The 23,736-nt window shown below is 40.9% G+C and carries 21 protein-coding genes; 4 read left to right on the forward strand and 17 right to left on the reverse strand.

Features of this window, described 5'->3' with window-relative positions:
• Positions 1-58: 58 nt before the first annotated feature.
• The 15 genes from nrdR to BM398_RS11790 form a co-directional block, all read right to left on the reverse strand.
• Positions 59-571, reverse strand: a complete 513-nt coding sequence (nrdR, locus tag BM398_RS11720; RefSeq protein ID WP_026666913.1) for a transcriptional regulator NrdR — start codon at positions 569-571, stop codon at positions 59-61.
• A gap of 173 nt (positions 572-744) precedes the next feature.
• Entirely contained in the window at positions 745-2,706 is a 1,962-nt protein-coding gene (locus BM398_RS11725) for a DUF2142 domain-containing protein (RefSeq protein ID WP_092337832.1), read from the reverse strand.
• A 534-nt stretch (positions 2,707-3,240) separates the two neighbouring features.
• Positions 3,241-4,482 carry a cell division protein FtsZ gene (ftsZ, locus tag BM398_RS11730; RefSeq protein ID WP_026654315.1) on the reverse strand — a complete coding sequence of 414 codons (1,242 nt, stop codon included), beginning with the start codon at positions 4,480-4,482 and terminating at the stop codon, positions 3,241-3,243.
• A gap of 121 nt (positions 4,483-4,603) precedes the next feature.
• Entirely contained in the window at positions 4,604-5,425 is an 822-nt protein-coding gene (locus BM398_RS11735) for a cell division protein FtsQ/DivIB (RefSeq protein ID WP_092337833.1), read from the reverse strand.
• Positions 5,426-5,432: 7 nt separating this feature from the next.
• Entirely contained in the window at positions 5,433-6,590 is a 1,158-nt protein-coding gene (locus tag BM398_RS11740) for an FtsW/RodA/SpoVE family cell cycle protein (protein WP_092337834.1), read from the reverse strand.
• A 34-nt stretch (positions 6,591-6,624) separates the two neighbouring features.
• Positions 6,625-7,995: a UDP-N-acetylmuramoyl-L-alanine--D-glutamate ligase gene (gene murD, locus BM398_RS11745; protein ID WP_092337835.1), complete on the reverse strand. Its 1,371-nt coding sequence runs from the start codon at positions 7,993-7,995 to the stop codon at positions 6,625-6,627.
• Positions 7,996-8,010: 15 nt separating this feature from the next.
• Positions 8,011-8,976: a phospho-N-acetylmuramoyl-pentapeptide-transferase gene (mraY, locus tag BM398_RS11750; RefSeq protein WP_092337836.1), complete on the reverse strand. Its 966-nt coding sequence runs from the start codon at positions 8,974-8,976 to the stop codon at positions 8,011-8,013.
• A gap of 20 nt (positions 8,977-8,996) precedes the next feature.
• Positions 8,997-11,351 (reverse strand): penicillin-binding transpeptidase domain-containing protein, encoded by a 2,355-nt coding sequence (locus BM398_RS11755; protein WP_092337837.1) that lies wholly within the window; start codon positions 11,349-11,351, stop codon positions 8,997-8,999.
• Between the two features lie 19 nt (positions 11,352-11,370).
• Complete coding sequence (locus BM398_RS11760; RefSeq protein ID WP_026654310.1) at positions 11,371-11,811, reverse strand: hypothetical protein; 441 nt, start codon at positions 11,809-11,811, stop codon at positions 11,371-11,373.
• A gap of 38 nt (positions 11,812-11,849) precedes the next feature.
• Entirely contained in the window at positions 11,850-12,788 is a 939-nt protein-coding gene (gene rsmH / locus BM398_RS11765; protein ID WP_092337838.1) for a 16S rRNA (cytosine(1402)-N(4))-methyltransferase RsmH, read from the reverse strand.
• A gap of 9 nt (positions 12,789-12,797) precedes the next feature.
• Positions 12,798-13,238, reverse strand: coding sequence for a division/cell wall cluster transcriptional repressor MraZ (mraZ, locus tag BM398_RS11770; RefSeq protein ID WP_026666908.1), 441 nt, complete (start codon positions 13,236-13,238; stop codon positions 12,798-12,800).
• A gap of 206 nt (positions 13,239-13,444) precedes the next feature.
• Complete coding sequence (gene lgt, locus BM398_RS11775; RefSeq protein WP_242949808.1) at positions 13,445-14,332, reverse strand: prolipoprotein diacylglyceryl transferase; 888 nt, start codon at positions 14,330-14,332, stop codon at positions 13,445-13,447.
• Positions 14,333-14,347: 15 nt separating this feature from the next.
• Positions 14,348-15,445 carry a redox-regulated ATPase YchF gene (gene ychF / locus BM398_RS11780; protein WP_092337839.1) on the reverse strand — a complete coding sequence of 366 codons (1,098 nt, stop codon included), beginning with the start codon at positions 15,443-15,445 and terminating at the stop codon, positions 14,348-14,350.
• Positions 15,446-15,543: 98 nt separating this feature from the next.
• Complete coding sequence (locus BM398_RS11785) at positions 15,544-16,626, reverse strand: hypothetical protein (RefSeq protein ID WP_092337840.1); 1,083 nt, start codon at positions 16,624-16,626, stop codon at positions 15,544-15,546.
• Between the two features lie 7 nt (positions 16,627-16,633).
• Positions 16,634-16,840 carry a hypothetical protein gene (locus BM398_RS11790; RefSeq protein WP_092337841.1) on the reverse strand — a complete coding sequence of 69 codons (207 nt, stop codon included), beginning with the start codon at positions 16,838-16,840 and terminating at the stop codon, positions 16,634-16,636.
• A gap of 151 nt (positions 16,841-16,991) precedes the next feature.
• Between BM398_RS11790 and BM398_RS11795 the strand changes: the two genes are divergently transcribed.
• Both BM398_RS11795 and BM398_RS11800 read left to right on the forward strand, forming a co-directional pair.
• Positions 16,992-17,366, forward strand: a complete 375-nt coding sequence (locus tag BM398_RS11795; protein WP_092337849.1) for a type II toxin-antitoxin system RelE/ParE family toxin — start codon at positions 16,992-16,994, stop codon at positions 17,364-17,366.
• A 19-nt stretch (positions 17,367-17,385) separates the two neighbouring features.
• Positions 17,386-17,658: a hypothetical protein gene (locus tag BM398_RS11800; RefSeq protein WP_092337842.1), complete on the forward strand. Its 273-nt coding sequence runs from the start codon at positions 17,386-17,388 to the stop codon at positions 17,656-17,658.
• A 68-nt stretch (positions 17,659-17,726) separates the two neighbouring features.
• Here BM398_RS11800 and BM398_RS11805 read toward each other — a convergent pair whose 3' ends face one another.
• Both BM398_RS11805 and BM398_RS11810 read right to left on the reverse strand, forming a co-directional pair.
• The gene (locus BM398_RS11805) at positions 17,727-19,454 is read right to left on the reverse strand and encodes a methyl-accepting chemotaxis protein (protein ID WP_092337843.1); all 1,728 of its coding nucleotides are present in this window, start codon (positions 19,452-19,454) and stop codon (positions 17,727-17,729) included.
• 15 nt (positions 19,455-19,469) lie between these two features.
• The gene (locus BM398_RS11810; protein ID WP_092337844.1) at positions 19,470-20,888 is read right to left on the reverse strand and encodes an extracellular solute-binding protein; all 1,419 of its coding nucleotides are present in this window, start codon (positions 20,886-20,888) and stop codon (positions 19,470-19,472) included.
• 556 nt (positions 20,889-21,444) lie between these two features.
• Between BM398_RS11810 and BM398_RS11815 the strand changes: the two genes are divergently transcribed.
• Positions 21,445-22,314, forward strand: coding sequence for a tyrosine-type recombinase/integrase (locus BM398_RS11815; RefSeq protein ID WP_092337657.1), 870 nt, complete (start codon positions 21,445-21,447; stop codon positions 22,312-22,314).
• 1 nt (position 22,315) lies between these two features.
• Entirely contained in the window at positions 22,316-23,467 is a 1,152-nt protein-coding gene (locus BM398_RS11820) for an IS91 family transposase (RefSeq protein ID WP_092337656.1), read from the forward strand.
• Positions 23,468-23,736 lie beyond the last annotated feature (269 nt).

Below are 23,736 nucleotides of genomic sequence, written 5' to 3' on the forward strand. Positions count from 1 at the left end.
CTTCACGCCTGCTCTGCTCAAATATATAGCCTTGACAAAAAAATGTCAAGGCTATTGTTCATTCCTTTTTAAGGAGCGGTGTGCTCTTATCAGTTGCGTCAGTTATTATTCCATCGGCTTCTTTCTTAAGAACCGATTTAAGCTCATCCATAAAAGTATTAACATCTTTAAATTCACGGTATACAGAGGCGAATCTTACATAAGCTACGGGATCGAGATTTTTCATCTTATCCATAACTATCTCACCAATAGCTCTGCTCGGTATTTCCTTCTGTTCCATATTAAAAACTTCCGTCTCAACGGCGTCAACCATCTTAGTTATCTGTTCTGCGCTTACAGGCCGCTTATGGCAAGCTCTGAAAACGCCTGCTTCAATCTTCGCTCTGTCATAAGGTTCCCTGATGTCACCCTTTTTAATGACGATAAGAGGAATCGTCTCGACCTTTTCATAGGTCGTAAATCGCTTACCACACGAATCACAGACACGTCTCCTTCTAATCGAAGTATTTTCATCGGCGGGTCTTGAATCAATTACCCTCGTATCATCTTTTCCGCAGAATGGGCACTTCATACAGAATCCTCCACTATGTCCACAATATATTGCCTATGCAAAATCCATTTCCACAAATTATTGTATCATCATTTTTCGTATTTTTCCACACAATTTATAATTAACTCTGTGACGCGAGGTAAAATGCGACATTGCGGACAATATAGGGTCTCAAATCCCGATATAAAGCGGCCTCACAGTTGGTACACTATATACAGCTGAGCGACGAAACAAAGAGTAACCGAAACCAGCGAAAACAGTGACTTTCTCGATGATTCTTCCAAGGCTTCACCGTCAATTTCCGTCGTTCCCGACGCCCCCGTAAGAAGAATCAGCAAAGGGAAAATAAACGGGAAGAAATATCTTCCGTGAACTCCGTTTACGCTTGAAGCTCCCGGATCTGTCCACTGAACATACTCAGCCGTAAATATCAGCACCGTCGTAATGGCGACCGCCACTGCTATAAACACCTTCAAAGCAGCGTCGTTTCGCACCTTGACAGCAATCTCCGCTTCATTATGCCTGTTCATATAAATGTTTCTGCTTACATACGCCGCAACAAGCATTATAAATATGAGTACCACCGCATCATTTGTGCCGTCTTTAAATACAAGCGCACTTCCAAAGAACTGCATGATATAGTCATATCCCTTTGTCCTGAATGTATTGAGAAGAATCGGGATATATTTAACGGGATTCATCGCGATCACTCTGTTTGTCGCATTTATGTCTGAATATCCAAGGCTTAATATATGCGATGAAATTTTAAACCACACAAGCGCAGGCACGACTGTCAGCAGTCCGATTGCCGTCGCATGGGTAAAATAGCTCTTTTTACTCTCAAACTTATCCATCGGAATAAGGAAAAGAAGTAGGCAGAAAGCAACATACACTATCTTAAACTGCCCCAGCAAAAACGGAATTATATACAGTGCCACAAGATATCCCTTCTTGGCATACGCTTTCTCATCATATCGAAGTCTTAAAACCAGCGCAGTAAGAAGATACACAAGCGCGGCAGTCATAAGATCGGGAGATATCGATGTGTACTGCTTCATCATAAAAGGATGAACCGCCATCCAGAGGAAATACTCTTTTCCAAAGGGCGAGATTTTGATTCCAAGATACAAAATAGCTCCTATCGCAATAAAATTCGCAATCTTAGCGACCATCTCGATTACGATAATGCTATGCGTAAACAGCCTTGTTATTGCCATAAAAAGAGCCGGAACCGTGTGACAGACAGGCGAATACAGCGCAATATTCGTATATGTTATGTACTGCATATTTGCGGCATCCTTCACATCAAAGCCCATTCTGTTACGCGCTTCATACCGGGAAACAGAGACTCCGTCTCCTGTCCCCCACGTCGAAGGCCACGCAAACGGCCTTCCTATCGCATTATTTTCATCAAGCTCAGGGAACACGTCGCCTTCAGAAATCGCATACGCCCTCCTGTAATGATTACCCGAATCAGGCTCCGCAAAAGGCGTAAACACCATAAACGCAAGTACACCCATTGTGATATACAATGCTAAGAACAACCTCTCATACGAGATATCCCTGTTTCTCAAAACCATAAATCCCGCAAGAACGATCAATATCCATACCGTAGAAAAGACATATGCCTTCACCTTGGGAAAAGAAGCCGCTCTCACCTGCATATTAAGCCCAAACGCCGCATTCCCGTTCTCATCCAAGACACCTTCCTGTGAATATCCAATAAGCTTAAGCCCGTTCACACTTATATTCTTAAAGACCAGCTTCAGATTGCCCGCCGCAACATGCCTGTCCACATCAATCCAAGTCACATCCTCATCATCTGCTTCAAGCCCCGAAGTATCGTACGCTCTTACAAACTCTCCGCCCTTGGAATCCTTAACAGTAAGCTCAAACTCCCCATCGCCTTCATAAGACATCCTAAGCCCTATTTGCCCGATATCCCAAGCCTTATAATCAACATTAAACTCCTGCCCGTTTTCGTCTATAGGAACCTCTCCCCACGAAATCGTAGAATAATCCACTCCCTCCGCCGGAAAACTATACTCCAGATTCCCACCAACAGAACCCTTGATAGTCAAAAAAGAAAAGATCAATACAATAAAAGATACAACAATATACCCTAAATTCTCTTTCAAACTGCTCACAATCTTCATACCGCTCTCCACCCTTACACATTCTTTTTCTCAACAATCACTATAATACCATCTCCCTATACGCTTTTCCATAAAAGATACCTCGTCATCCCGCCCCTCTCACACCATTCCCCCTCTCGCACCTTAAGGAAAAGGGCTCCCGCATCCAAGCATGTGCCTAAAGCCTTTCAAAGACAGCCCCGGTTCATGGGGAATATGTTCGGAAATACACAATTCCTTGGCTTCACAGTATGGATATAAGGCAGATTTTCGCAGTATTTACACATGTTGCTATATTCAAGAGCAATAAAAAGACTTAAGTTTTCATTCTGCCCTCGCTCCAATTGTTTGAGCCCATTTATGGGCGAGTTTTGGAGCGAAGAATGAAAGCTTAAGTCTTTTTATGCCTTGAATATCAACATATGTAACAACAAGAAAATCTGCCTTATATCCATACTGTGAAATCAAAAAAGAACACCATTTCCGAACATATTCCCCATGAACCGGGGCGTAAATAAAGGGCTATAGCACATACTTGTGCGACAGCCCTTAAGTTTATTTTCTCTGCAGGAAATCCGGAATCTTGAGTGATTTGGGTTCCACTGTTGCCTTAATCTCGCTTGGTCTGTTGATTGAAAGTCCCGGCCTAGGTGATGGATTTGCGGCGGGAGCATCAGTCACAGCGGAGATAGGTGAAATTATCGGCTGTACCGGAGGTACAGTTGCGATAGGTGTTATAGGTGTTGAAACGACCGGTGTAGGTACAGGTGTAGGCTGAGATGCAGCAAATACGCGGTTTGTTGCGCTCTGTGCAGCAGCTGCCTTAGTCTGTGTACTGGTCTGAACCTTCTCTTCAATACCTGTTGCGATAACAGTTATTGTACAATTATCTGTCTTGCTCTCATCATACATTGCACCGAAGATGATGTTTACATCATTTCCTGCAAGCTGACGAACATATTCGGAAGCATCGGATGCATCCTGAAGTGTGATATCACCGGAAATATTGATGATAACACTTGAAGCGCCATTGATCTTAGTCTCAAGAAGAGGACTTTCAACCGCCATCTTAACAGCGTCAATAGCCTTCTCGTCTCCCTTACCGTTACCGATACCGATATGAGCAATGCCCTTGTCCTTCATGACAGTCTGAACATCGGCAAAGTCAAGGTTAATAACAGCAGGAACATTGATAAGATCTGTGATTCCCTGAACGGCCTGCTGAAGGACCTCATCAGCTTTCTTGAGCGCATCAGGCATAGTTGTACGTCTGTCTACGATCTGAAGAAGCTTATCATTAGGGATCACAATAAGTGTATCTACATTAGACTTGATATTCTGGATACCAAGCATAGCATTTTGCATACGTACGCGTGCCTCAAAGCTGAAAGGCTTTGTAACAACGCCTACAGTTAGAATCCCCATCTCTCTGGCAAGCTTAGCAACAACGGGAGCTGCACCGGTTCCGGTTCCGCCGCCCATTCCGCAAGTAACGAAGACCATATCTGCACCCTTAAGTGCTGCAGAAATTTCCTCCGCACTCTCTTCTGCCGCTTTCTCACCAATCTCAGGCTTAGCACCTGCTCCGAGACCCTTTGTAAGCTTTTCACCAATCTGTAAAAGCTTGGGTGCCTTACAAAGCTGAAGCGCCTGCTTATCTGTATTAATACCGACAAATTCTACGCCGGTAATATTTTCGTCTACCATTCTATTAACAGCATTATTACCTGCACCGCCAACCCCTACGACGATGATTTTGCAAGTAGTTTCAGCATCGTTTGACTTTATTTCAAGCAAGTTTTCTCCTCCTTCATAACTTGGACTCCTTATTAGCTATGATACGATTTTTTTACTCAATTATCAACCCGTTTTTTAAGTAGAATTTTGTTTAAATTTCACTTTACTCAGACACAATTCTTTAATTTTTCGGGGTAAATGTAAAAAGTTTAGTGTCTTCATTTAAATCTTTCAGATTAAGAATTCCTGTCTGTCCTTCAAGTTTTGGCAATTGATATTGAAGTTGTTGAATTTTTTCGTCAATATAATCATTTTTACCTATACTGACTTCAACTCCACCAAAATAAAGATAAACATTAAAATCACTGTCGAAAAAAATCTTATCCGCATGAAGCTGATATTTATTTAAAAGCTGCGTAATATCAAGGATCTCACCAAAAACCACCTGATGAGCATCATCGATAGGGAGCTTTTCATGCATAGTAATGTAATCAAAATTAAGTCCCATAACCTGAGGGACATCTTCGGTCGTTTCGGAAGAGCATTCCACAACAATGCCCTCTCTGTCAAAGTATATATATTTTCCCAAATATGCTATATATCCAGCGACAGCTTTTTCAAATACATTGATCTTGACCGTATCGCGCGAAACTATGTCCACGTCGATCTTCTCAATAAAAGGAACATCTTCAATGCTCTTGTTCATATATTTCATAGACAAAAACATTGAGTTATGACACAGCTTATCGGTTATAACCATGTCAGCGATCTCTTTTTGGGTATAATGAGTGTTTCCGTCAACCACGACATTCTTTACGGTATAATTGTCCGCAATATAAAAGACTACCGCTATGACGATCAGAGCAGACGCAGTGATTATACCCGAAATAACATAAAGACTCCGTTTATATCTAAAGGAGTCTCTCAGTTTCTCAAAAGGATGAAAAGCCGGTCTGGCAGCATATGAACGTTTTTTTCTCTTTTTACGCTTCTTCTTTGCCATATCAAAACTATCTTCCTATGTTTCTTCCCACATTAAGCGCTATTCCAAGCTCCGCGAGCTGGAACACAACCGCAGTACCACCGTAACTTATGAACGGAAGTGTAATTCCTGTATTGGGAATTGTATTGGTAACAACCGCTATATTAAGAATAACCTGAATAGCAATATGCGCCATAACGCCGATAACAAGCAGTGCTCCAAACATATCAGGTGCATTGTTTGCAATGATCATAAGTCTCCAAATAAGAAGAAGGAACATAAGCATTACGGCGATAGCTCCAAAAAGTCCGAGCTCTTCGCATATAACCGAAAAGATCATATCGTTCTGCGCCTCGGGAATAAAGCCCATCTTCTGCATACTCTCGCCAAGCCCTTTTCCGAATGTTCCGCCGGAACCGATCGCATAAAGAGACTGAAGCGTCTGGAATCCCTTACCTGTCGCATGTCCCTGGGGATCAAGCCACGCAAGAACTCGCTCGGATCTGAAACTTCCTTTTGCTCCCGCGTTTACAATTATAAGAACCGTAACAGCTGCAAAAGCACCTACAGACAAAGCTGCCATTACATATCTCTTATAACCGGGAGTCGCAACAAAAAGCATTATAACGGCAATCCCCATTACGATGATAGCTGAGCTCAGGTTCTTGGTACACATACGGATCATTATCGCAAGAAATGCCGGAAATCCTATTGCCACTCCGTATCCCTTGGGAGTTAAAAGAAGCTTTTGAAGCCTTAAGATAAAAGCCGCAACAAAAATGATAACGGAAATCTTTGCTATCTCAGCCGGCTGAATAGATCCGATTACAGGAACCTGAATCCATCTTTTCGCACCGTTGACCTCTCTTCCTATGATAGGAGTCAGGATAAGCAGGACCACTGACGTTGCATACAACGGAAAAGCAAACTTTCTCAAGAGCCCATAAGGGAAATAGGACATAAATATCATGGCAACAATTCCGCCAAATACCGCTCCGAACTGATGCTTGAAGTAATATGACGAGTCACCGTTCATCTTAAGATTAGCCCAATATGTACTTGTCGAATATATCATTACAAGCCCAAACGCAAGCAAAAAAAGTATTACAAATATCAAACTGTAGTCAACATATGTTTCTTCTCTTTCTCTTTGCCTTCTTAAAACGTTCACTCCGGTCCTTGCCATATCAGATCATCCCCTCATATTTTTTGTCATATTCTCAAAGTCTGTTTACATACTCCTTGAATTTCTTACCCCTTGTCTCGTAATTCGGGAACATATCCCAACTTGCGCATGCGGGTGAAAGAAGTACCGCTTCCCCTTCTTTTGCGTTGGCACTGCAATATTCAAGCGCCTCCTCAAAAGTATCTTTAAATACAAATTTATTGAATCCGTGCTTCTGTGCACATTCTGCAATTTTTTCCTTGGTCTGTCCGATGAGAACGAGCATCTTTACCGTATCGCCAAAGTTCTCGATCCACTCATCGTACTCACTGCCCTTGTCATAGCCGCCGCCGATAAGAATTGTAGGCTTACACATCGCCTTGATTCCCTGAATGGCCGCATCGGGGTTTGTACCCTTGGAATCGTTGTAATAATCTACTCCGTTCTTTGTCGCAACGAACTCAATTCTGTGCTCAACAGCCTTGAAATCGCGAACAACTCTGAGAATTGTTGAAAAAGGAACTCCCATAGCAACAGCCATAGCGATCGCAGCCATAACATTCTCTACGTTACACATTCCCACCAGGTTCATATCATGAATATTCATAACTTTGACAGCTTCACCTGCGATACTCATGTATATCTCTTCGCCGTCAAGATAGAATCCGTCTTTAAGTTTTTCGGATGTTGAAAAGAAAACCACCTTAGCGGGACATTTTTCTCCAAACTCTCTTGTATATGGATTGTCGTAGTTAAGTACGCATGTATCCTCTTTAGTCTGGTTATTTGTAATGTTCTGCTTCATCTCGGCATAGCACTCCATAGTGTGATGCCTGTTTAAGTGATCGGGTGTTATGTTTAAGATAGCCGAAACCTGTGCATGGAAATTATCAACCGCCTCAAGCTGGAAAGAACTTATCTCTCCGACAGTTACGGTGTCTTCCTTCATTTCAAGTGCACTCTCAGCATATGAAACACCGATATTTCCAACAACATAGCTGCTCTTAAAGTGAGCCTTCATTATCTCTCCTACAAGAGTTGTTGTTGTAGTCTTTCCGTTTGTTCCGGTGATCGCAACAAGCTTTCCTTTTGCAAAGTTATAAGCAAGTTCTATCTCACTCCAGATAGGGATATTTTTTTCCTTAATACGAAGTACCGTAGGTGCATCAAGAGGAACCGCAGGGCTTGGAACCACAAGTACAAGTTCGTCGAGAACCTCATCGGAGATATCGCCTATGATGATCTCAGTGTTCTCTTTATCCTCTTCATTAAGCTTTTTTACTATATCTTCTCTTGTGACCTTTGTATTTTCTTCAAGCATTACGGGAACGGCGCCAACCTGGTGAAGGAGTCTTACCGATCCTACTCCCGACAATCCCGTTCCGATCACAAGTACTTTTTTTCCTGTTATCTCACTAGCTTTCATTTCTCTCAACCTCTGTTATAATCCTGCATATGCTATAAGGCACATGATAATTGTTACTGTTGTAAATACATTAACTACCTTTGTTTCTGACCAGCCGCCCTTTTCAAAATGATGATGGATCGGAGCCATTCTGAAGATTCTTTTTCCGTTTGTCAGTTTGAAATAAGTAACCTGCATGATAACGGAAACAACTTCGATAAGGTAGATGAATCCAACAATTACGATGAAAAGAGGCATATTCATAACATATGATATTCCTGCAACGAAACCTCCGATTGCAAGCGATCCCGTATCTCCCATCATTACTTTTCCAGGATAAACGTTGTATACGAGATAACCGAGGAGTCCGCCCATCATTGCCGCAGCCATCACTTCAGCTCCAGTAGATCCGCAGCGCATAGCTGCCAATACAAAAAATCCTGCAACAACAGCCGTTACCGATGCACAAAGTCCGTCAACTCCGTCAGTAAAATTCGTTCCGTTAGCGGTACCAAGTGATATGAAACACAAAAGCGGAATATTAAATATTCCAAAGTCTATCTCGCTTCCTATAAAAGGAATCTTCATTGCAAGTGTCATATCCGTGCAATTCTCTACATATAATGAAAAGATAATTGCCACAAGGAGCTGTCCCAAAAACTTCTGCCAGGCTCTAAGCCCCAGATTATGCTTCTTTACAACTTTGATGTAATCATCGATAAATCCGATCACACCAAAACCGAAAGTCAGTATAAGAATAGGAATTACTTCCTTATGAAATGCAGCGTAGGAAACACCTATAATAAAGAAGGGAAGCAAAAAGATAATTCCTCCCATGGTAGGCGTTCCGGTCTTTTTCTGATGAGACTCAAGCCCCTCTTCTCTCTCAGTCTGTCCCGCTTTGAGCTTTCTAAGAATCGCTATGATCTTAGGCCCAGCAAGTACTGCAATAAGGCATGATGCACATACCGGTATCAAAGTTCTTACAATATAATCATTCACGTAAATACCCCCAATGAATTTTAATTATTTGCAGTTTCTTTAGGCGCGTCATCTGAAGGCTCATCCTCAAATGCACTGCTACCCAATTCATATCCGCTATCAGGATCAACTAAATTTCCTGTGTTCGGGTTAATATAATACCCCGTCTCAGGGTCAACGTCAAATGATTTCCAGATAGGCTCCTTATTTTCTTCTTTTTCTTCTTTTTCTTCTTTTTGCTCTTCAGAAGAATTTCCCTCAGCAGCTTCGTCTTCCTGATTTTCCTCTACTTTGGGAGGTGCGGAAGTAATACCGTATTTTTCTCTGAACTCATTAAGTTCCTGCTGCTGTTTCTCTGTAACTTCCTCTGTCATCGGATATCCGAGATAAGGAAGCGCTTCTGTAAGAATGTTATGTACAATTGTTGTAGCAAATCTCGCATTATCCTGCTTGATCGTATTGGGTCTGTCCACAACAACATATATCGAGATCTCAGGATTATCTGCAGGCGCATATCCCATAAAAGAAACTACGTAGTTTATCTTATCACGCCTACCATTGATACTCATCTCGGCAGTTCCTGTCTTGCCGCCAATCTTATATCCTACAGGTACGGCCGTTGTTCCTGTACCGCCTTCCTGAGTAACAGTGTTGCAATACTCAACTATCTTCTCTGAAGTGCTGTCGGAAACAGTCTGTTTAAGGAGTCTCGGCTCGATATTCTTTATTGTGCTTCCGCTGCTTGAAAGAATCTTTTTTACAACATGAGGCTGATAAAACTTACCGCCATTAATTAAGGAATTAAAAGCAGTTATCATTTCTATCATGGTGCAGTTGTAACCCTGACCGAATGAGTATGTTGCAAGATCGGTCGGAACCATTACGACATCCCCGCTCTTACTGTTCTCACCGTTTTCTCTGTGTATCATTACATCGGTATCCATGAAAGGTTCACCCGGAAGATCGATATTGGTCTTAAGTCCAAGCCCAAGGTTTTTCTGATATTTTGAAAAAATATGTATTCCCGTCGCCTGAGCAACATGCATCATTGCAACGTTACATGATTTCTGAATACCCTGCTGAACAGAAACAATTCCGTCACCACCTGTGTTATGGCAGTGAATTTTATGTCCGCCGACTTCAAGATATCCTCCGCAGTTATATGTCTCATTACCCGTGATCTTTCCGCTGTCAAGACCTATGGCAACAGTAATAGGCTTGGAGACAGATCCGGGCTCATAGGTATCAGATATGCAGAAGTTCTTCCACATCGCTTGCAGATTTGCAACTTTCTGCTCGTAAGTATCGGCATCATCAGAATTATTTAACTGCTCTGCTCTTTCCGCTGTAATATAGACAGGATTGTCTTTATCATCCTTAACCTGCTCTACATCTCCTTTATGGATTTTAATATTACCATCTTCATCCAACACATCTTCTGTGTATTTATGAAGCTCGGGCATTCCGACAAGTTTGGAAGCATCCCACGGATTGTTCAGGTCAAAGTTGGGATAGCTTGCCATTGCAAGAATCTCGCCGGTATTGATGTTCGTCATAATACATCCGACATTCATTGCGCCGTTTCCCGGACGAACTTTTCCTTTGTTCTCTTCATTAAATACATTGAGATATTTCTCAACAACCGCCTGAAGATGGCTGTCTATAGTAGTAACTATGCTGTTACCGTCTATTGCAGGAATTGTTGTTCTTTCAAGCTTTAAGTCATCATCAAGATAACCGTACTCTCTTCCTTCAACTCCTCCAAGAATATCGTTGTACTGTTTTTCAAGTCCCCACTGTCCGACATCATCGGCAGAAGTAAATCCGATAACATCACTTGCCAAAGTGTTCTCAGGATATTTTCTTATATAATTGGCTTCAAAATATACACCTTTAAGATTTTCTTTTGACGCATAATCCTGAAAGTCTTTTATCTCGTCGTAGCTCAGCTTTTTTGCCAGAATGTAATACTTCTTATCCGAATTTTTTTCCAGATAATCCTGTATCCATTTAAGGTCGATCCCGTTTGCACTCATCTGTGCAGCAAAATACTTATTTAGCGCATTAAGCGTAAGCTGGATTTTATCCTTATTTTTCTCTTTGTCACTGAGAAGTACATTTGCATTAAGGATCAGATTATATACCTTCTCACTCCATGCGAGCGTGCTTTCGTTACAATCAAGGATCGAACCTCTTTTATAAGGAATAGTCGTCGAATCATATCTCTGCTGGGAAAGAACTTTTTTCTCATATTCCTTGCCGTTATTGGTAGTGATACTGATAAGTCTCGCTCCTAATCCAGCAAAAGCCAGTAATACCAACATAAAAAGTACTACCAGCTTTTTCTTCATTCCTATTGTAAATTTCTGCACATTTTTAGTTTTAACAGTTTTCATGGCAAAAGATATTTCCTTATTACTTATTTGACGCCTGCGGTATAGGTGCGAGCTGTCTTACATAATCGTCGCCGCCATCGTCAGTGTATTTTACGATCTGGCCGTCATCAGCATAAGTCATACCGAAGCCAATAGCCGCCTCTTTTATCTCATCAAGGCTCATCCTGCCGTTGGCTCTGTTATAGTTCTCGTCATTATCCTGTTTTAAACTGTTCAGCTGTTTCTCAAGCTGGGCTATATTTTTCATACTGGCAGTAACTCTTGACTGAAGCGAAATATAAAAAGCCAAAGTTCCTACCATTACAACCATTGCAAAAGACAAGAACAATAAGTATCCAAAACTCATATGATGGCGTTTTTTATGTCTTCTTAAAGGCTCCTGAACATGGACTCTTCTACGCACATGATCAGGTTCATATACTCGTCTGACTGTGTTGCCATAGATGTATGCGTTAGCCATATTCATTCTCCTTTCTGTTTTAGTGTGTGATTGGACCGTCACAGCGCTTTCTCAAAAACTCTGAGCTTTGCACTCTGCGATCTCTTGTTTTCAGAAAGCTCTTTTTCACTTGGAAGAATAGGCTTTCTTGTTATTACTTTGCCCTTTGAAACTTTGCCGCAAACACAAACCGGGAAATCCGGCGGGCATGTGCATGGCTTTTCATTGGTCCTGAAATTATTCTTCGTTATCCTGTCTTCCAATGAATGGAAAGTGATAACGCAGAGTCTTCCACCGGGATTTAAAAAGTCAATAAATCCGTCAAGTGAACCTGACAAAACGTCAAGCTCTCTGTTCAAAGCAATTCGTATTGCCTGATAAGTCCTCTTTGAAGGATGTCCGCCCTTCTCTCTCATCTTTGCAGGTATCGCAGCCTTGATGATCTCGTTGAGTCTGAAGGTCGTCTCTATAGGACTCTTCTCACGCTCTATGCAAATGTGCTTTGCTATATTCTTAGCGAATTTATCTTCGCCAAAGTCTCTTATAATATGAAAGATCTCTGTCTCTGAATAGTCGTTGACTATATCTCTCGCTGTAAGCTGCTGTCTTTGGTCCATTCTCATATCAAGAGGCACGTCCTCTTTGTAAGTAAAGCCTCTCTCGGCGTTGTCAAGCTGGTATGATGACACTCCAAGATCAAGCAAGATTCCGTCAACTCCCGTAACCCCAAGCTCTCTTAGTCTCTTGACAGCATTCTCGTAATTGTCTCTGATGACAGTAACTCTGTCCTTAAACGGCTCAAGTCTCTTGGTTGCGGCTGCGATAGCGTCCGCATCCTGATCTGTTCCGTAAAGGTGACCTCCACCGGTAAGTCTCTCCGCTATGTGAAAAGAATGTCCGGCTCCTCCGAGAGTTCCGTCCAGATATAATCCATCCGGTTTAATATTCAGATTATCAAGCACTTCCTCAAGAAGTACAGAATAGTGATTGAATTCCATGTGTTTACCTTAGATACTTAAGCCGTATTCGCTCATCTTTGCGGCAATTGAATTGATATCATCAAATGTGCTTGCCTTCTCCCATTCAGCCTTGCTCCAGATTTCAGCTCTGTTGCCGACTCCGGCAATAATAGCTTCCTTCTCGATCTTGGCATGTTGCAAAAGATTTGCGGGAAGAAGTATTCTTCCTTGCTTATCGATTTCTGCGTCAATAGCACCGGCGATAAAGAAACGTCCAAGCATTCTGGCTTCGGGTTTATCCATAGGAAGTGATTGAAGCTTCTCTTCGAACTGTTCCCAGCCCTCTTCGGCGAATACGAAAAGACAGCCGTCAAACCCCTTAGTAACCACAAATTGCTCACCAAGAAGTTCACGGAATTTAGCAGGAATTATGAGCCTTCCCTTAGCATCGATGGAATGGCTGTATTCACCTTTAAATGCTGTTCCCACTTTTCTCCCACTTTCAACCACTTTTTAACACTTTTTACCACCTGAAGTCATTATAAAACAAAATTAATCATTAAACAACCTTAAAAACGTAAAATTTTAATAAAGAGTTTAGCTTAGTCGTGGTGTGGATTAGCACATTTTTAGCATAAAAAAAGAAGCCTCTTTCAAGGCTCCTCTTAATCGGTTTTAAGCTAAAGTAATTTCCACTATTCAGTTTTTTTATCTTCATTAAGCTTTGCCAATTTCACGCGAGTGATAATCTCAGCCACAACCGCAAATACAAAGCAGCAAAGTCCTATCATCATGGAAATCGGAATCTTCGTATTGGCAAAAAAGAGTCTGTCTGTTCTGACATGCTCAATCCATGCTCTTCCGATTCCGTATCCACCGAGATACATAAGTGTGATCTCTCCATCAAACTTCTTATGCTTAGTATAAAGAAGAACTATTATAAGAAGTCCGAGATTCCACAAACTCTCATAAAGGAATGTAGGTGAAACCTGGATATAATTGGCACCGTTCATGTGCTCGATCATAAGGTCCGATACATCAGACGCTCTTACCATCTCAACGGGAAGTCTCATGGCAAGGAGGCCATCGGTATATTCTCCAAAAACCTCTCTGTTGGTGAAGTTTCCCCATCTTCCCATAATCTGTCCGAGAAGAAGTCCCGGCATAACGGTATCCGTAAGTTTAAGGAACTTACACTTTTTCACTCTCGAGAAAATATATATCGTCGCAAATCCCGCAATAACACCGCCGTATATCGCAAGTCCGCCGTTTCTTATCGCAAGGATTCCGAGAAGATCGTCCTTGTAATTATCCCAAGAAAAGATAACGTAATACAATCTCGCTCCCAATATGGAAAAGATAATTACATATATCGCAAGATCCCAGTAAGTATCAGGGTTCTGATCTGTCTTTTTTGCAATATTCGCTATAAGGAAAAGCGCGAACAAAAAGCCAAGTCCTATTATCACTCCGTAAAGTGCAATGGTGAATCCAAATACCTCAAAGCTTTTCGGAACATTGTGCAAATAAATGTGCAGATTAGGAAAAGCTATGTCCATTTTTCCCATATCACCGGCTGTCATAGTGTTCCTCCCATATTAAACATTGAATCTGAACAGAATAACATCCCCGTCCTGAACCACGTACTCTTTTCCTTCCATACGTACGAGTCCTTTCTCTTTTGCTGCCGCAATTGAGCCTTCACGGAGAAGATCCTGATAATTGATAACTTCCGCCTTGATAAAGCCTCTCTCAAAGTCAGTGTGAATCTTACCTGCTGCCTGAGGAGCCTTTGTTCCGACCTTGATAGTCCAAGCTCTTGTCTCATCCTCTCCCGATGTAAGGAAACTCATAAGACCAAGAGTCTTGTAACTTGCAGCGATGAGCTTATCAAGTCCGGACTCTGTAAGTCCCAAGCTCTCAAGGAACTCAGCCTTCTCATCCTCGTCAAGTTCGGAAATCTCAGCTTCGATCTGAGCGCTGATAACAAACACTTCGCTTCCTGTCTTGGATGCAAGCTCTTTTACAGCTGCAACATACTTATTGGATGCTCCGTCATCGGCAAGATCTTCATCCTTAACATTAGCCGCGTAGATAACAGGCTTCCATGTAAGAAGGTCAAGGCTGTTTACAAACGCCTTCTCTTCGGGATCCTCGAACTCAAGCTCTCTTGCCATCTTATCAGCTTCAAGAACCTCTTTTATCTTATTTAAAGTCTCAAGCTCTTTTGCTGCAGTCTTATCCATTCTTGCAGTCTTTGCTGTCTTTGCGATTCTTCTTTCAAGAACTTCAAGATCCGCAAACACAAGCTCAAGGTTGATTGTCTCGATATCACGCACAGGATCAACGCTTCCGTCAACGTGGATAACGTTTGTATCATCAAAGCATCTAACCACATGCACGATTGCATCAGTCTCACGAATATTTGCAAGGAACTGGTTTCCGAGTCCCTCACCCTTTGATGCGCCCTTAACGAGTCCTGCGATATCAACGAATTCTATAGTTGCAGGTGTAACCTTCTTTGAATGATAAAGGTCTCCGAGCTGCTTAAGTCTGATATCCGGAACGGCAACAACGCCCACGTTAGGGTCGATCGTAGCAAACGGATAGTTCGCAGCAAGCGCTCCTGCATTTGTAAGTGAATTAAAAAGTGTACTTTTTCCGACATTTGGAAGCCCCACTATGCCCAACTTCATGGTATTTATCTCCTTTAAACACTAATATTATCTACAATAAAAAAGCCCTAATAAGGCAAGATATATCTTACCATGTTAGGACTGATTTGTAAAAAATATTATTTGCCTTTCTTGGCATAAATCTTGAAGGTAAAAGAAGTCTCAAAATCATCATGATCATTTTTATTCACTGGATTCTCAAAGTAAGTATAGTCAAGACTTTCATACGATAAGGTCTCATATTTTCCGGTGTAGACCGCAATTTTCTCATTATTCTTCACCATATCATGAGGAATGTAGACATATACTTCTTCAGCATTGGACTGTATTTTATAAGACGACACATATCTTAAACCAATTCTCTTTACGAAATCAGCTACAGTCATTTTTTCTTCACCAACAATAACTTTTTCGTCTTCAAACGTACAAACAACAATATCCTTATCATATTTGGTGTAAACGTTTTTTACAAAAGGCTCCTCAGTATTAAATCTGTCATAATACAGATATTGATCGATATAAGGTAAGATTGTATCCATATCAGGTCCTTCCGATGTCCATATACCGGAATTAAACATAAGCGGCATTTTCTCTTTATCCTTATATTCTATGATATTTACCGATTCGCACTGTACATCAGACACAAAGGCATTAAGCGGAAAATCTGTGACCTGCTTATTACATATTTTTAAAACAACATACGAATCTTTTACATAATCATAAAAATTATCACCGGTGAAAAGCGAAGAAAAGAAGTGGTCGTCTTGTTCAAAATAATAGAACACCGCCTCTTCAACCATTGGATAGTTTTCTTTAATATGATTATTAAGATAACTGAGAATTTCTTCTTTTTGATAATCATCCGCACCGTCAAGTGATTCCTGCTCTCCGGTAATCTCTGCCTTAAACTCTTTACCGTTACAATTCATAGTGACCAATACCGAGCCGTTTGGCATAGGTGTAAAATCTGGGATCGGGCCGCCCTCATCATATTGGTTTTCCACCTCTGTAACAGTTGGAGTAAAGCCATATTTTTGCTTTATGTAATTAATTGCATTTCTTTCCCCTTGAGTCTTATACGAATTGATAGTTGCAATCTCCTCAGGAGTATAACCGCATCCGACAAGCCCAAAGGCACAACAAAGCAGCAAAAACAATAATATGGTTTTTCCAAATAAATTCAGATTCTCACTTATCTTCACTTAATTCTCACCCTTCCCATTTCTTTATAAACTTTTCCCATCCGGGTGTTTTTCTGATGAACTCCATATCCTCATTCTCTTTGTACTGCTTAAGCAGAGTTGCGATAACCATCTGAGACACGCCCAGCGTAACTTGATTAAAGGTCCTGTGCTCATACAAGCTTGATTTTATATAATCCATCATAGTATCAGCGCTATCAAATAACAAGTTCATGAGCTCATTACTCTCTTCCCCATTTTAAAAGAAGACTTTGGCACAAGCCTCGGAGATCGCAGGAAATCACTAAGCAACTTCACTATAAATAAGGTTACATCACATATATCTTTATATTGTTTTTGTACCACATTTATGGTACACTATGTATATGAATAAAGATAATTGCTTAATTTACGAAGGTGAATACCACACCATTGAATGGTACTATGATGAAAAAGGCTATAGTCAAGCATATGAATATTTCCTCAAATCATCAGATTCTCAAAAACGAAAATTTCTTATGCTCGTGAAAAAAATGGGAGATTTTGGAGTCATCTTCGATAAAACTAAATTTAGAAATGAAGGTGATGGCATTTACGCTTTCAAGCCTCAACCTGACAGATATTTATGTTTTTTCTTTGTTGGAAAGAAAATAATAGTTACCAATGCATTCCATAAAAAATCCGACAAGCTTCCAAAAAGTGAAAAGGATACTGCATTAAAAAACATGGCCAATTATAACTCATCTCAAAATAATATGTGATGAAAGGAGAACACGTAATATGAAATCTACATTTGATCAATTTATAACAGATAACCCTGAACAAAAGAAACTTTTTGATAAGGAATATGAAGAATTCCTCCTTTCAGAGTTTATAATACAAAAAATGGAGGAAGAAAACGTCTCTGTAAGATCACTTGCACAAAAAGCTGATGTATCACCTACCGTTATACAGAAACTTCGAAATACTGAAACCGCCGATAAAATCAATTACAAAACTTTTATAGCAGTAATTAATTCTTTAGGATATAGACTCAAACTCGAAAAGATTTAATTTAAGGTCTCCGTTTTTTTACGGAGACCTTTCCTATCTTAGATTAAACATATTCAAACACTACCTATTTATATCTTCGCGAAAATAGCCGTCTCCTCATCAAGCTCACCTGCGATACGGCTGTTTTCATCCATACGCCTTGAAATATTGTCCATATCGGATACGAGTATCTGAGTGCTCTCAGCAGCTGATGAAACGCCGCGAACACCGTCTTCTATGGATGTTGTGATATTGTTGATGGATTCTGCTATATCACTGAAAGTAGACTTAAATCCTTCAGTCTTATTGCTGAAGTCATCCATGACACTTTCAATATAATTGGCATTCTCTTTATATTTCTCGCCGTCCTCAACAAACTTCTCAAACTGAGGCAGGATTGAATTCTGCAAATAATCAACAAGCTCGTTTGCGCTGCTTGAAAGATTGTGAGCTGCCTCAACAACAACAGAGTTGATCTCCTGAATATTTCCGGCAGTTCTCTTACTGTTTTCGGCAAGAGATCCAATCTCACTCGCAACAACCGCAAAACCTTTTCCGGCTGCTCCCGCTCTTGCAGCTTCAATAGAAGCGTTAAGAGAAAGAAGGTTTGTCTGTGTCGCGATACTCATGATCTCAGCTGTAAGTGAATTAACCTGATCAACACTCTGGCTGTCTTCAATAGCCTGATTCAAAGATGTAAGAATATCCTCAACCTTGGCATTTGTTTCAGCCATAGTTGTTCTTGCAGACTTCTCCATCGCATCCGCATGCTCTTTCATAATCTTGGAATATTCATTTATCTCACGGCTCTTGTCAGCCATCTCATCAACTTCAACTCTTACAGCTTCCGTATTATTATTGATAGTACCTGCGCTGTCGGCAACTTCCTCCATAGTAGCGGTAAGTTCCTCTGTAAGCGCCGAAAGATCTGCAGCACTGCTGTTTGATGTCTTTACGCTTCCCAAAACATCGCTTACAACCTTATCCATTGCAGATGAATTATTTGTAATGGTCATAAAGATATTCTGAAGGTGTTCAATGAATGAGTTGATACCTTTACCAAGAGCTCCGATTTCGTCATTGGATTCAATCGTGATACGCTTTGTAAGATCTCCTTCACGTCTGTTGATACCTTCAATAATCTCATTAAGCTCTGCTTCCGCCTTGATCACAGGCCTTACAACATGTCTAAGTACAATGTAAAGCGCGATGACTACAGCAAGAATACTTATTACAATTACTGCAAATCCAGAAAGTCTTGCGATCATGTAGCTGGTGCTAAGATCCTGTCTTGCCGTATCCGAGCTTCCGCGAAAAGCTTCAATAATATCGTTGATATCTGCACTTAACTGCTTTGAACTCTCGGCAACAAGGCCATTGGCAGTCGCATATGCATCCTTGGTTTTCTGAGCTGCGCTCTGTGCCAAAAGAACCTTAACAGCATCTCTGAAACTCTGATAATCGGTAAGCATCTTTTCATAGCTTGCCGTGCTGCCTTCGGTAACGTACTTGTTGTAATCAGCCATTGTCTGATCCAAAACCGCCTCTTCTTCCTCGATCGCGGAAATAACGGAAGTCATTGTCTCAAAATCAGTAGCTACAATATGCGACAGAGCCAAAGTATGAATGTTTTTGGATGTCTGTCCTATCGTATCAAGCTCATTTATGGCAGCCATATAATCATCTGCGATTGTTGACGCTGTCTTATTTACCTTTCTAAGATTTGTTAATGACATTACATTTGAAAAAATGGAAACAAATCCCAATAGAAGGACCGGAACCATAATCATTACACGAATACTTGCTTTTCTCTTCATCGATCCAACCTCCTATTACTCACTTACCTCAGAACTTGCTTCTGCAACTGTATCACTATCAGCATCGGCATTTTCTTCAGAAGCCTCTTCCTCATTTTCTTCCGCAGCCGCCTCTTCTGTACCGCTTTCCTCTTCCGAAGTCTCAGCACCTTCCGCATCGCCTGTCGATTCTACACCCGTTACAGCGGTAACCATATCATTTAACAGAGACTGAAGGCTCTTACCCTTAGGATTACCCTCGCTTATAATTGTTCCAAAATTTGTTGCAGGATCCCAGAATGTTCCGCCAACTCGCTGAAGGCTTGCATACTCAGCCTGCTTCTGAAGTGCCTGAAGTCCCTTTGACTGAGCAACTTCGCCTGAAGATGAAGCCGCTGTATTTGAAGGTCCCTGACCTCTCATCGAGAATCTGAGAGACTGATTCTTTTCATTTGTCATCCAATCGGCAAACTTATTTGCCCAAGCAGTATTTTCAGAATACGAATTGACACCTACAAGCTTATATCCCGCATAGCTTGACATCTGAAGTTGCTGTCCCGCAACAGTATATGTAGGAAGCTTCGTTGCAGCATAGTCATTGCCCCACGCCTCCTTAATTTCATTTTCATCCCATGTTCCGCTGACACCCGCAATAATAGACCCGTTTGCAGCTCCAACGGCAAAGTCATCATTTGCCGCACTTAAAAAGCCCGGACTGCGTGTGATATCCAACATTGCCTGTGCAACATCTACACCTTTTATCTTGGTATTTTTGGCATTCCAGTTACAATAAGTAGATATTCCGTCGTCAGCAAGACCGATTTCCATATCCGTATTACCAAAGAATGAATATATATACCAACCGGAAGTCAGTTCCATAAATATCTTCTTGCCCTCGCGTTCAGCAACAGCAAGTATTCCGTCCATTGTCTGAACATCTTCATCACTTAAATATCTTTTGTCATAAAAAAGGAAGTATCCATTATCCGCAGTCAAAGGATATGCATACAAAGTTCCGTTAAAAGAAGCTGCTTCACTTGAAGCCGCAAGGTTTCTTCCCGAAATCTCCGAAGCATTGGGAACCTCTTTAAGTACGCCGGATGCGATCAAAGCCATCAACTGGTCATCCGCAAAAGTAAATACATCGGGTGCATTAAGAACATCACCGAGAATATCATCTTTTGCAGCAGACTCACTATGAGCTTCGAATGTAATATTGAAATTAGCCTGTGATGAATATTCAGACACAAAGCTTGATATGATCTGATTAATAAGATCGGCATCTTCTTCAGATCCCCAAACTCTGAGAGAAACATCTCCTGAAGGAAGCTCGTTATCATTAACAGCTTCTGTCTCAGAAACGCTTTCTTCCTCACCGCCACTTGCGCCACAACCTGCAAGTGAGCTCAAAGAAATCACTGCAGACAGTAAAATTGTTAACATTTTTTTGAACATAACATGCCTCCTAATTCATTCCGAGGAAATAACCTATCATATTATTTTAGCTAATTCAATCTTTAGTGTAAATAGTTTATAAAATATTTATAATCGCTTTATCGATTCTTTATAATTCCATCTCAGCCCTGTATCCATGTGCTTTTTTGACAATAAAAAAACGCCATTTTCTCATTATGTAAACCAAAACAATGAGAGAAATGGCGCATTTTTATTCATTATTTTCCATAAATCTTTTTCTTAGAATCCTCTCCTGATGTAAACGGTCCCGGTATAACATCCGCGCCGCGGTGATTTCCAATTGAACTAAGTCGCTGCGCGACGGCCTGCCAAGGCTGTGGCGCAGCGTTTTTCTTTTACTTAAAAAGCAGTAGATAGTGAAACTCTGATGATGTATGTTTAAGTTACCACACCAAAACTGAACATTACCAAAACCACTACTACTGCCATGAAAAGCGTATCATTTATCATTACTTCATACAAGCATTTTTATTGGAATCGTCCACCTCCATGGTTAGGGTAACTATTAGATTACTACTACTTATGGAGGCTTTTTATGTACGAAGAAATACTACAAAGAATTGAAAAGGAATGCGAAATAAGAAATCTTTCGCCAAGAACGTGCTTCATTTATAAGTTTCATACTACTAAGTTCCTGGAGTGGGCAGGTGAAAAGTCTATTTCAGAACTCACCCTTTATGATGTCCGCAATTACATTCTTGAGCGTAGAACTGATGGTGCCACTCCAGGTTACTGCAACTCTATGAGTTCTGCACTATCATTCTTTTTTAAACATCTACTTCATATCCCATGGGATCTTGATATCGTTCCCAGAATGAAGATCGACTGGACATTACCACAGACTCTATCTCTGGAAGAAATTGAAAAGCTCATAGATACTGCTGAAAACATCAGAAACAAAGCCATAATAGCTCTTGTCTATTCTTCCGGTCTACGGGCAGGAGAAGTTGTACGCCTCGCTCCAAGTGATATTTACATGAGTACCATGCAGGTTCATGTTCGTAACAGTAAAAACCGCGGAGATCATTGGACTATTCTTTCTGAAAGAACTTTAGAGCTCTTGAAACAGTATTGGCGTTCATATCCTGTACCACGGGATTATCTTTTTGTTACATTGAAGAATCCTCATGCTCCGCTTCATGTAGGCGGTGTCGAGATCATGATGAAAAGGATAGGCAAAGAAGCTGGTATAGACCTTCATCCTCACATGCTGCGCCACTCCTTCGCCACTCATTTGATTGAGACTCATACTGACAGAGAGTATGTTCAGGCAATGCTTGGTCATAGATCTCCGAATTCGACCCAGGTTTATATCCATGTTTCAAACAAAGCCATCATGGGCGTAAAGAGTCCGTTGGATGCTCCCAAGAAAAAGAAGGGCAAGCGAAAGAAGAAGGAAGGCTGACATGGATAACATAACTATTCAGGATGTTTTTGAACAGTTTCTTCCTACGATTGCTGACAGATCATTTTCTGATGAGCAGTTCAGAGCAATTCAATGCATAAGGTCATGTCGCACAGCAGAAATGGGCGCCCATGTAAGTGAATGTGAATCCTGTCATTCTAAATTTATCCATTACAACTCATGCAAGAACAGGCATTGTCCCATGTGCCAGGCAATGGAGGTTGATGAATGGATAGACTTAAGACGAGAAGATGTCCTTGATGCTCCTTACTTTCATACAGTGTTTACTGTACCAGGGCTTTTATATCCATTGATTTACGCTAATCAGAAACTGCTCTATGATGCCCTTTACCATGCTGCTAATAAGACTATGTCAGAGCTTTCCAAAGATTCCAAGCACTTTGGCGCAAAGATAGGATATATATGTATTCTCCACACATGGGGCTCAAAGCTTAATTATCATCCACATATTCATACGATAGTCTTGGGAGGCGGACTTGATGACAAGAACCATTGGAAGGACAAAGGAAATAAATTTTTTCTGCCTGTGAAGGTTATGTCCGCCGTTTTCAAGAAATACTATCTGGAAGAGCTAAAATCCCTTCATGAGTCCGAAAAGCTGACCTACGCAGGTGGTGCAGAAACACTTAGGAATCAGTATGAATTCAAGTGTCTTCTTGATAAGCTCTACGCTATGGATTGGGTTGTGTATTCCAAACGGACATTTAAAGGAGCTCAGGAAGTCTTTAAATACCTTGGAAAATATACTCACAGGATTGCTATTAGCAACAGGCGTATTCTAAGCATGGATTCTGAGTACGTCACCTTCAGTGCAAAGGACTATCGTACAGATGGTAAATATAGGCCTATGACAATCTCAGGAGAAAAATTTCTGTCCCATTTTTTGCTCCATATACTTCCCAAGGGATTTGTAAGGATACGCTACTATGGCCTTCTTGCCTGTAGATGTAAAACACAGAAAATGACTCTCTGTAGGAATCTGCTCGGCTGTAAACAATATATTTCAAAGCTCAGAGGGAAAACAACCGCAGAAAAGATTAAGATTCTTTATAAACATGACATTTGCAAATGCTCCAAATGTGGTGAACCTCTTATTACTTTTCGTATGAACGGCAGATATATGCTTTGTTGAATAAGTGGATCTCATATCGAAAGACAAGCCTTTTTACGAAGGCTTATTTGTCGTGGAATAAAGACTGTATTTATGCTTTGAGGGTGTCTAAAACCATGAGATAATGATAAGATTTGTTTATGAGGTGGCAGATTGAAATTCCATAGCCACCCGGACGCGACTTAGTTCACTCAGATAAAAATCGGTCTGAAACCCAAACAAAAGGACAGATTTTAGTTATATGAAGTCTGTTTTTTTGTTTGGGCTTACACCGATTGTTTACGTTCCGA

The sequence above is a fragment of the Butyrivibrio sp. M55 genome (genome assembly GCF_900116865.1).
Classification (GTDB): domain Bacteria; phylum Bacillota; class Clostridia; order Lachnospirales; family Lachnospiraceae; genus Butyrivibrio.

Bases quoted from the DNA above. Each gene is read 5' to 3' on its own strand.
- nrdR (WP_026666913.1), bottom strand. From the start codon at position 571: ATGAAGTGCCCATTCTGCGGAAAAGATGATACGAGGGTAATTGATTCA.
- BM398_RS11725 (WP_092337832.1), bottom strand. From the start codon at position 2,706: ATGAAGATTGTGAGCAGTTTGAAAGAGAATTTAGGGTATATTGTTGTA.
- BM398_RS11735 (WP_092337833.1), bottom strand. From the start codon at position 5,425: ATGGCAAAGAAGAAGCGTAAAAAGAGAAAAAAACGTTCATATGCTGCC.
- BM398_RS11740 (WP_092337834.1), bottom strand. From the start codon at position 6,590: ATGGCAAGGACCGGAGTGAACGTTTTAAGAAGGCAAAGAGAAAGAGAA.
- murD (WP_092337835.1), bottom strand. From the start codon at position 7,995: ATGAAAGCTAGTGAGATAACAGGAAAAAAAGTACTTGTGATCGGAACG.
- BM398_RS11755 (WP_092337837.1), bottom strand. From the start codon at position 11,351: ATGAAAACTGTTAAAACTAAAAATGTGCAGAAATTTACAATAGGAATG.
- BM398_RS11760 (WP_026654310.1), bottom strand. From the start codon at position 11,811: ATGGCTAACGCATACATCTATGGCAACACAGTCAGACGAGTATATGAA.
- rsmH (WP_092337838.1), bottom strand. From the start codon at position 12,788: ATGGAATTCAATCACTATTCTGTACTTCTTGAGGAAGTGCTTGATAAT.
- lgt (WP_242949808.1), bottom strand. From the start codon at position 14,332: ATGACAGCCGGTGATATGGGAAAAATGGACATAGCTTTTCCTAATCTG.
- ychF (WP_092337839.1), bottom strand. From the start codon at position 15,445: ATGAAGTTGGGCATAGTGGGGCTTCCAAATGTCGGAAAAAGTACACTT.
- BM398_RS11790 (WP_092337841.1), bottom strand. From the start codon at position 16,840: ATGAACTTGTTATTTGATAGCGCTGATACTATGATGGATTATATAAAA.
- BM398_RS11795 (WP_092337849.1), top strand. From the start codon at position 16,992: ATGAATAAAGATAATTGCTTAATTTACGAAGGTGAATACCACACCATT.
- BM398_RS11800 (WP_092337842.1), top strand. From the start codon at position 17,386: ATGAAATCTACATTTGATCAATTTATAACAGATAACCCTGAACAAAAG.
- BM398_RS11805 (WP_092337843.1), bottom strand. From the start codon at position 19,454: ATGAAGAGAAAAGCAAGTATTCGTGTAATGATTATGGTTCCGGTCCTT.
- BM398_RS11810 (WP_092337844.1), bottom strand. From the start codon at position 20,888: ATGTTCAAAAAAATGTTAACAATTTTACTGTCTGCAGTGATTTCTTTG.
- BM398_RS11815 (WP_092337657.1), top strand. From the start codon at position 21,445: ATGTACGAAGAAATACTACAAAGAATTGAAAAGGAATGCGAAATAAGA.
- BM398_RS11820 (WP_092337656.1), top strand. From the start codon at position 22,316: ATGGATAACATAACTATTCAGGATGTTTTTGAACAGTTTCTTCCTACG.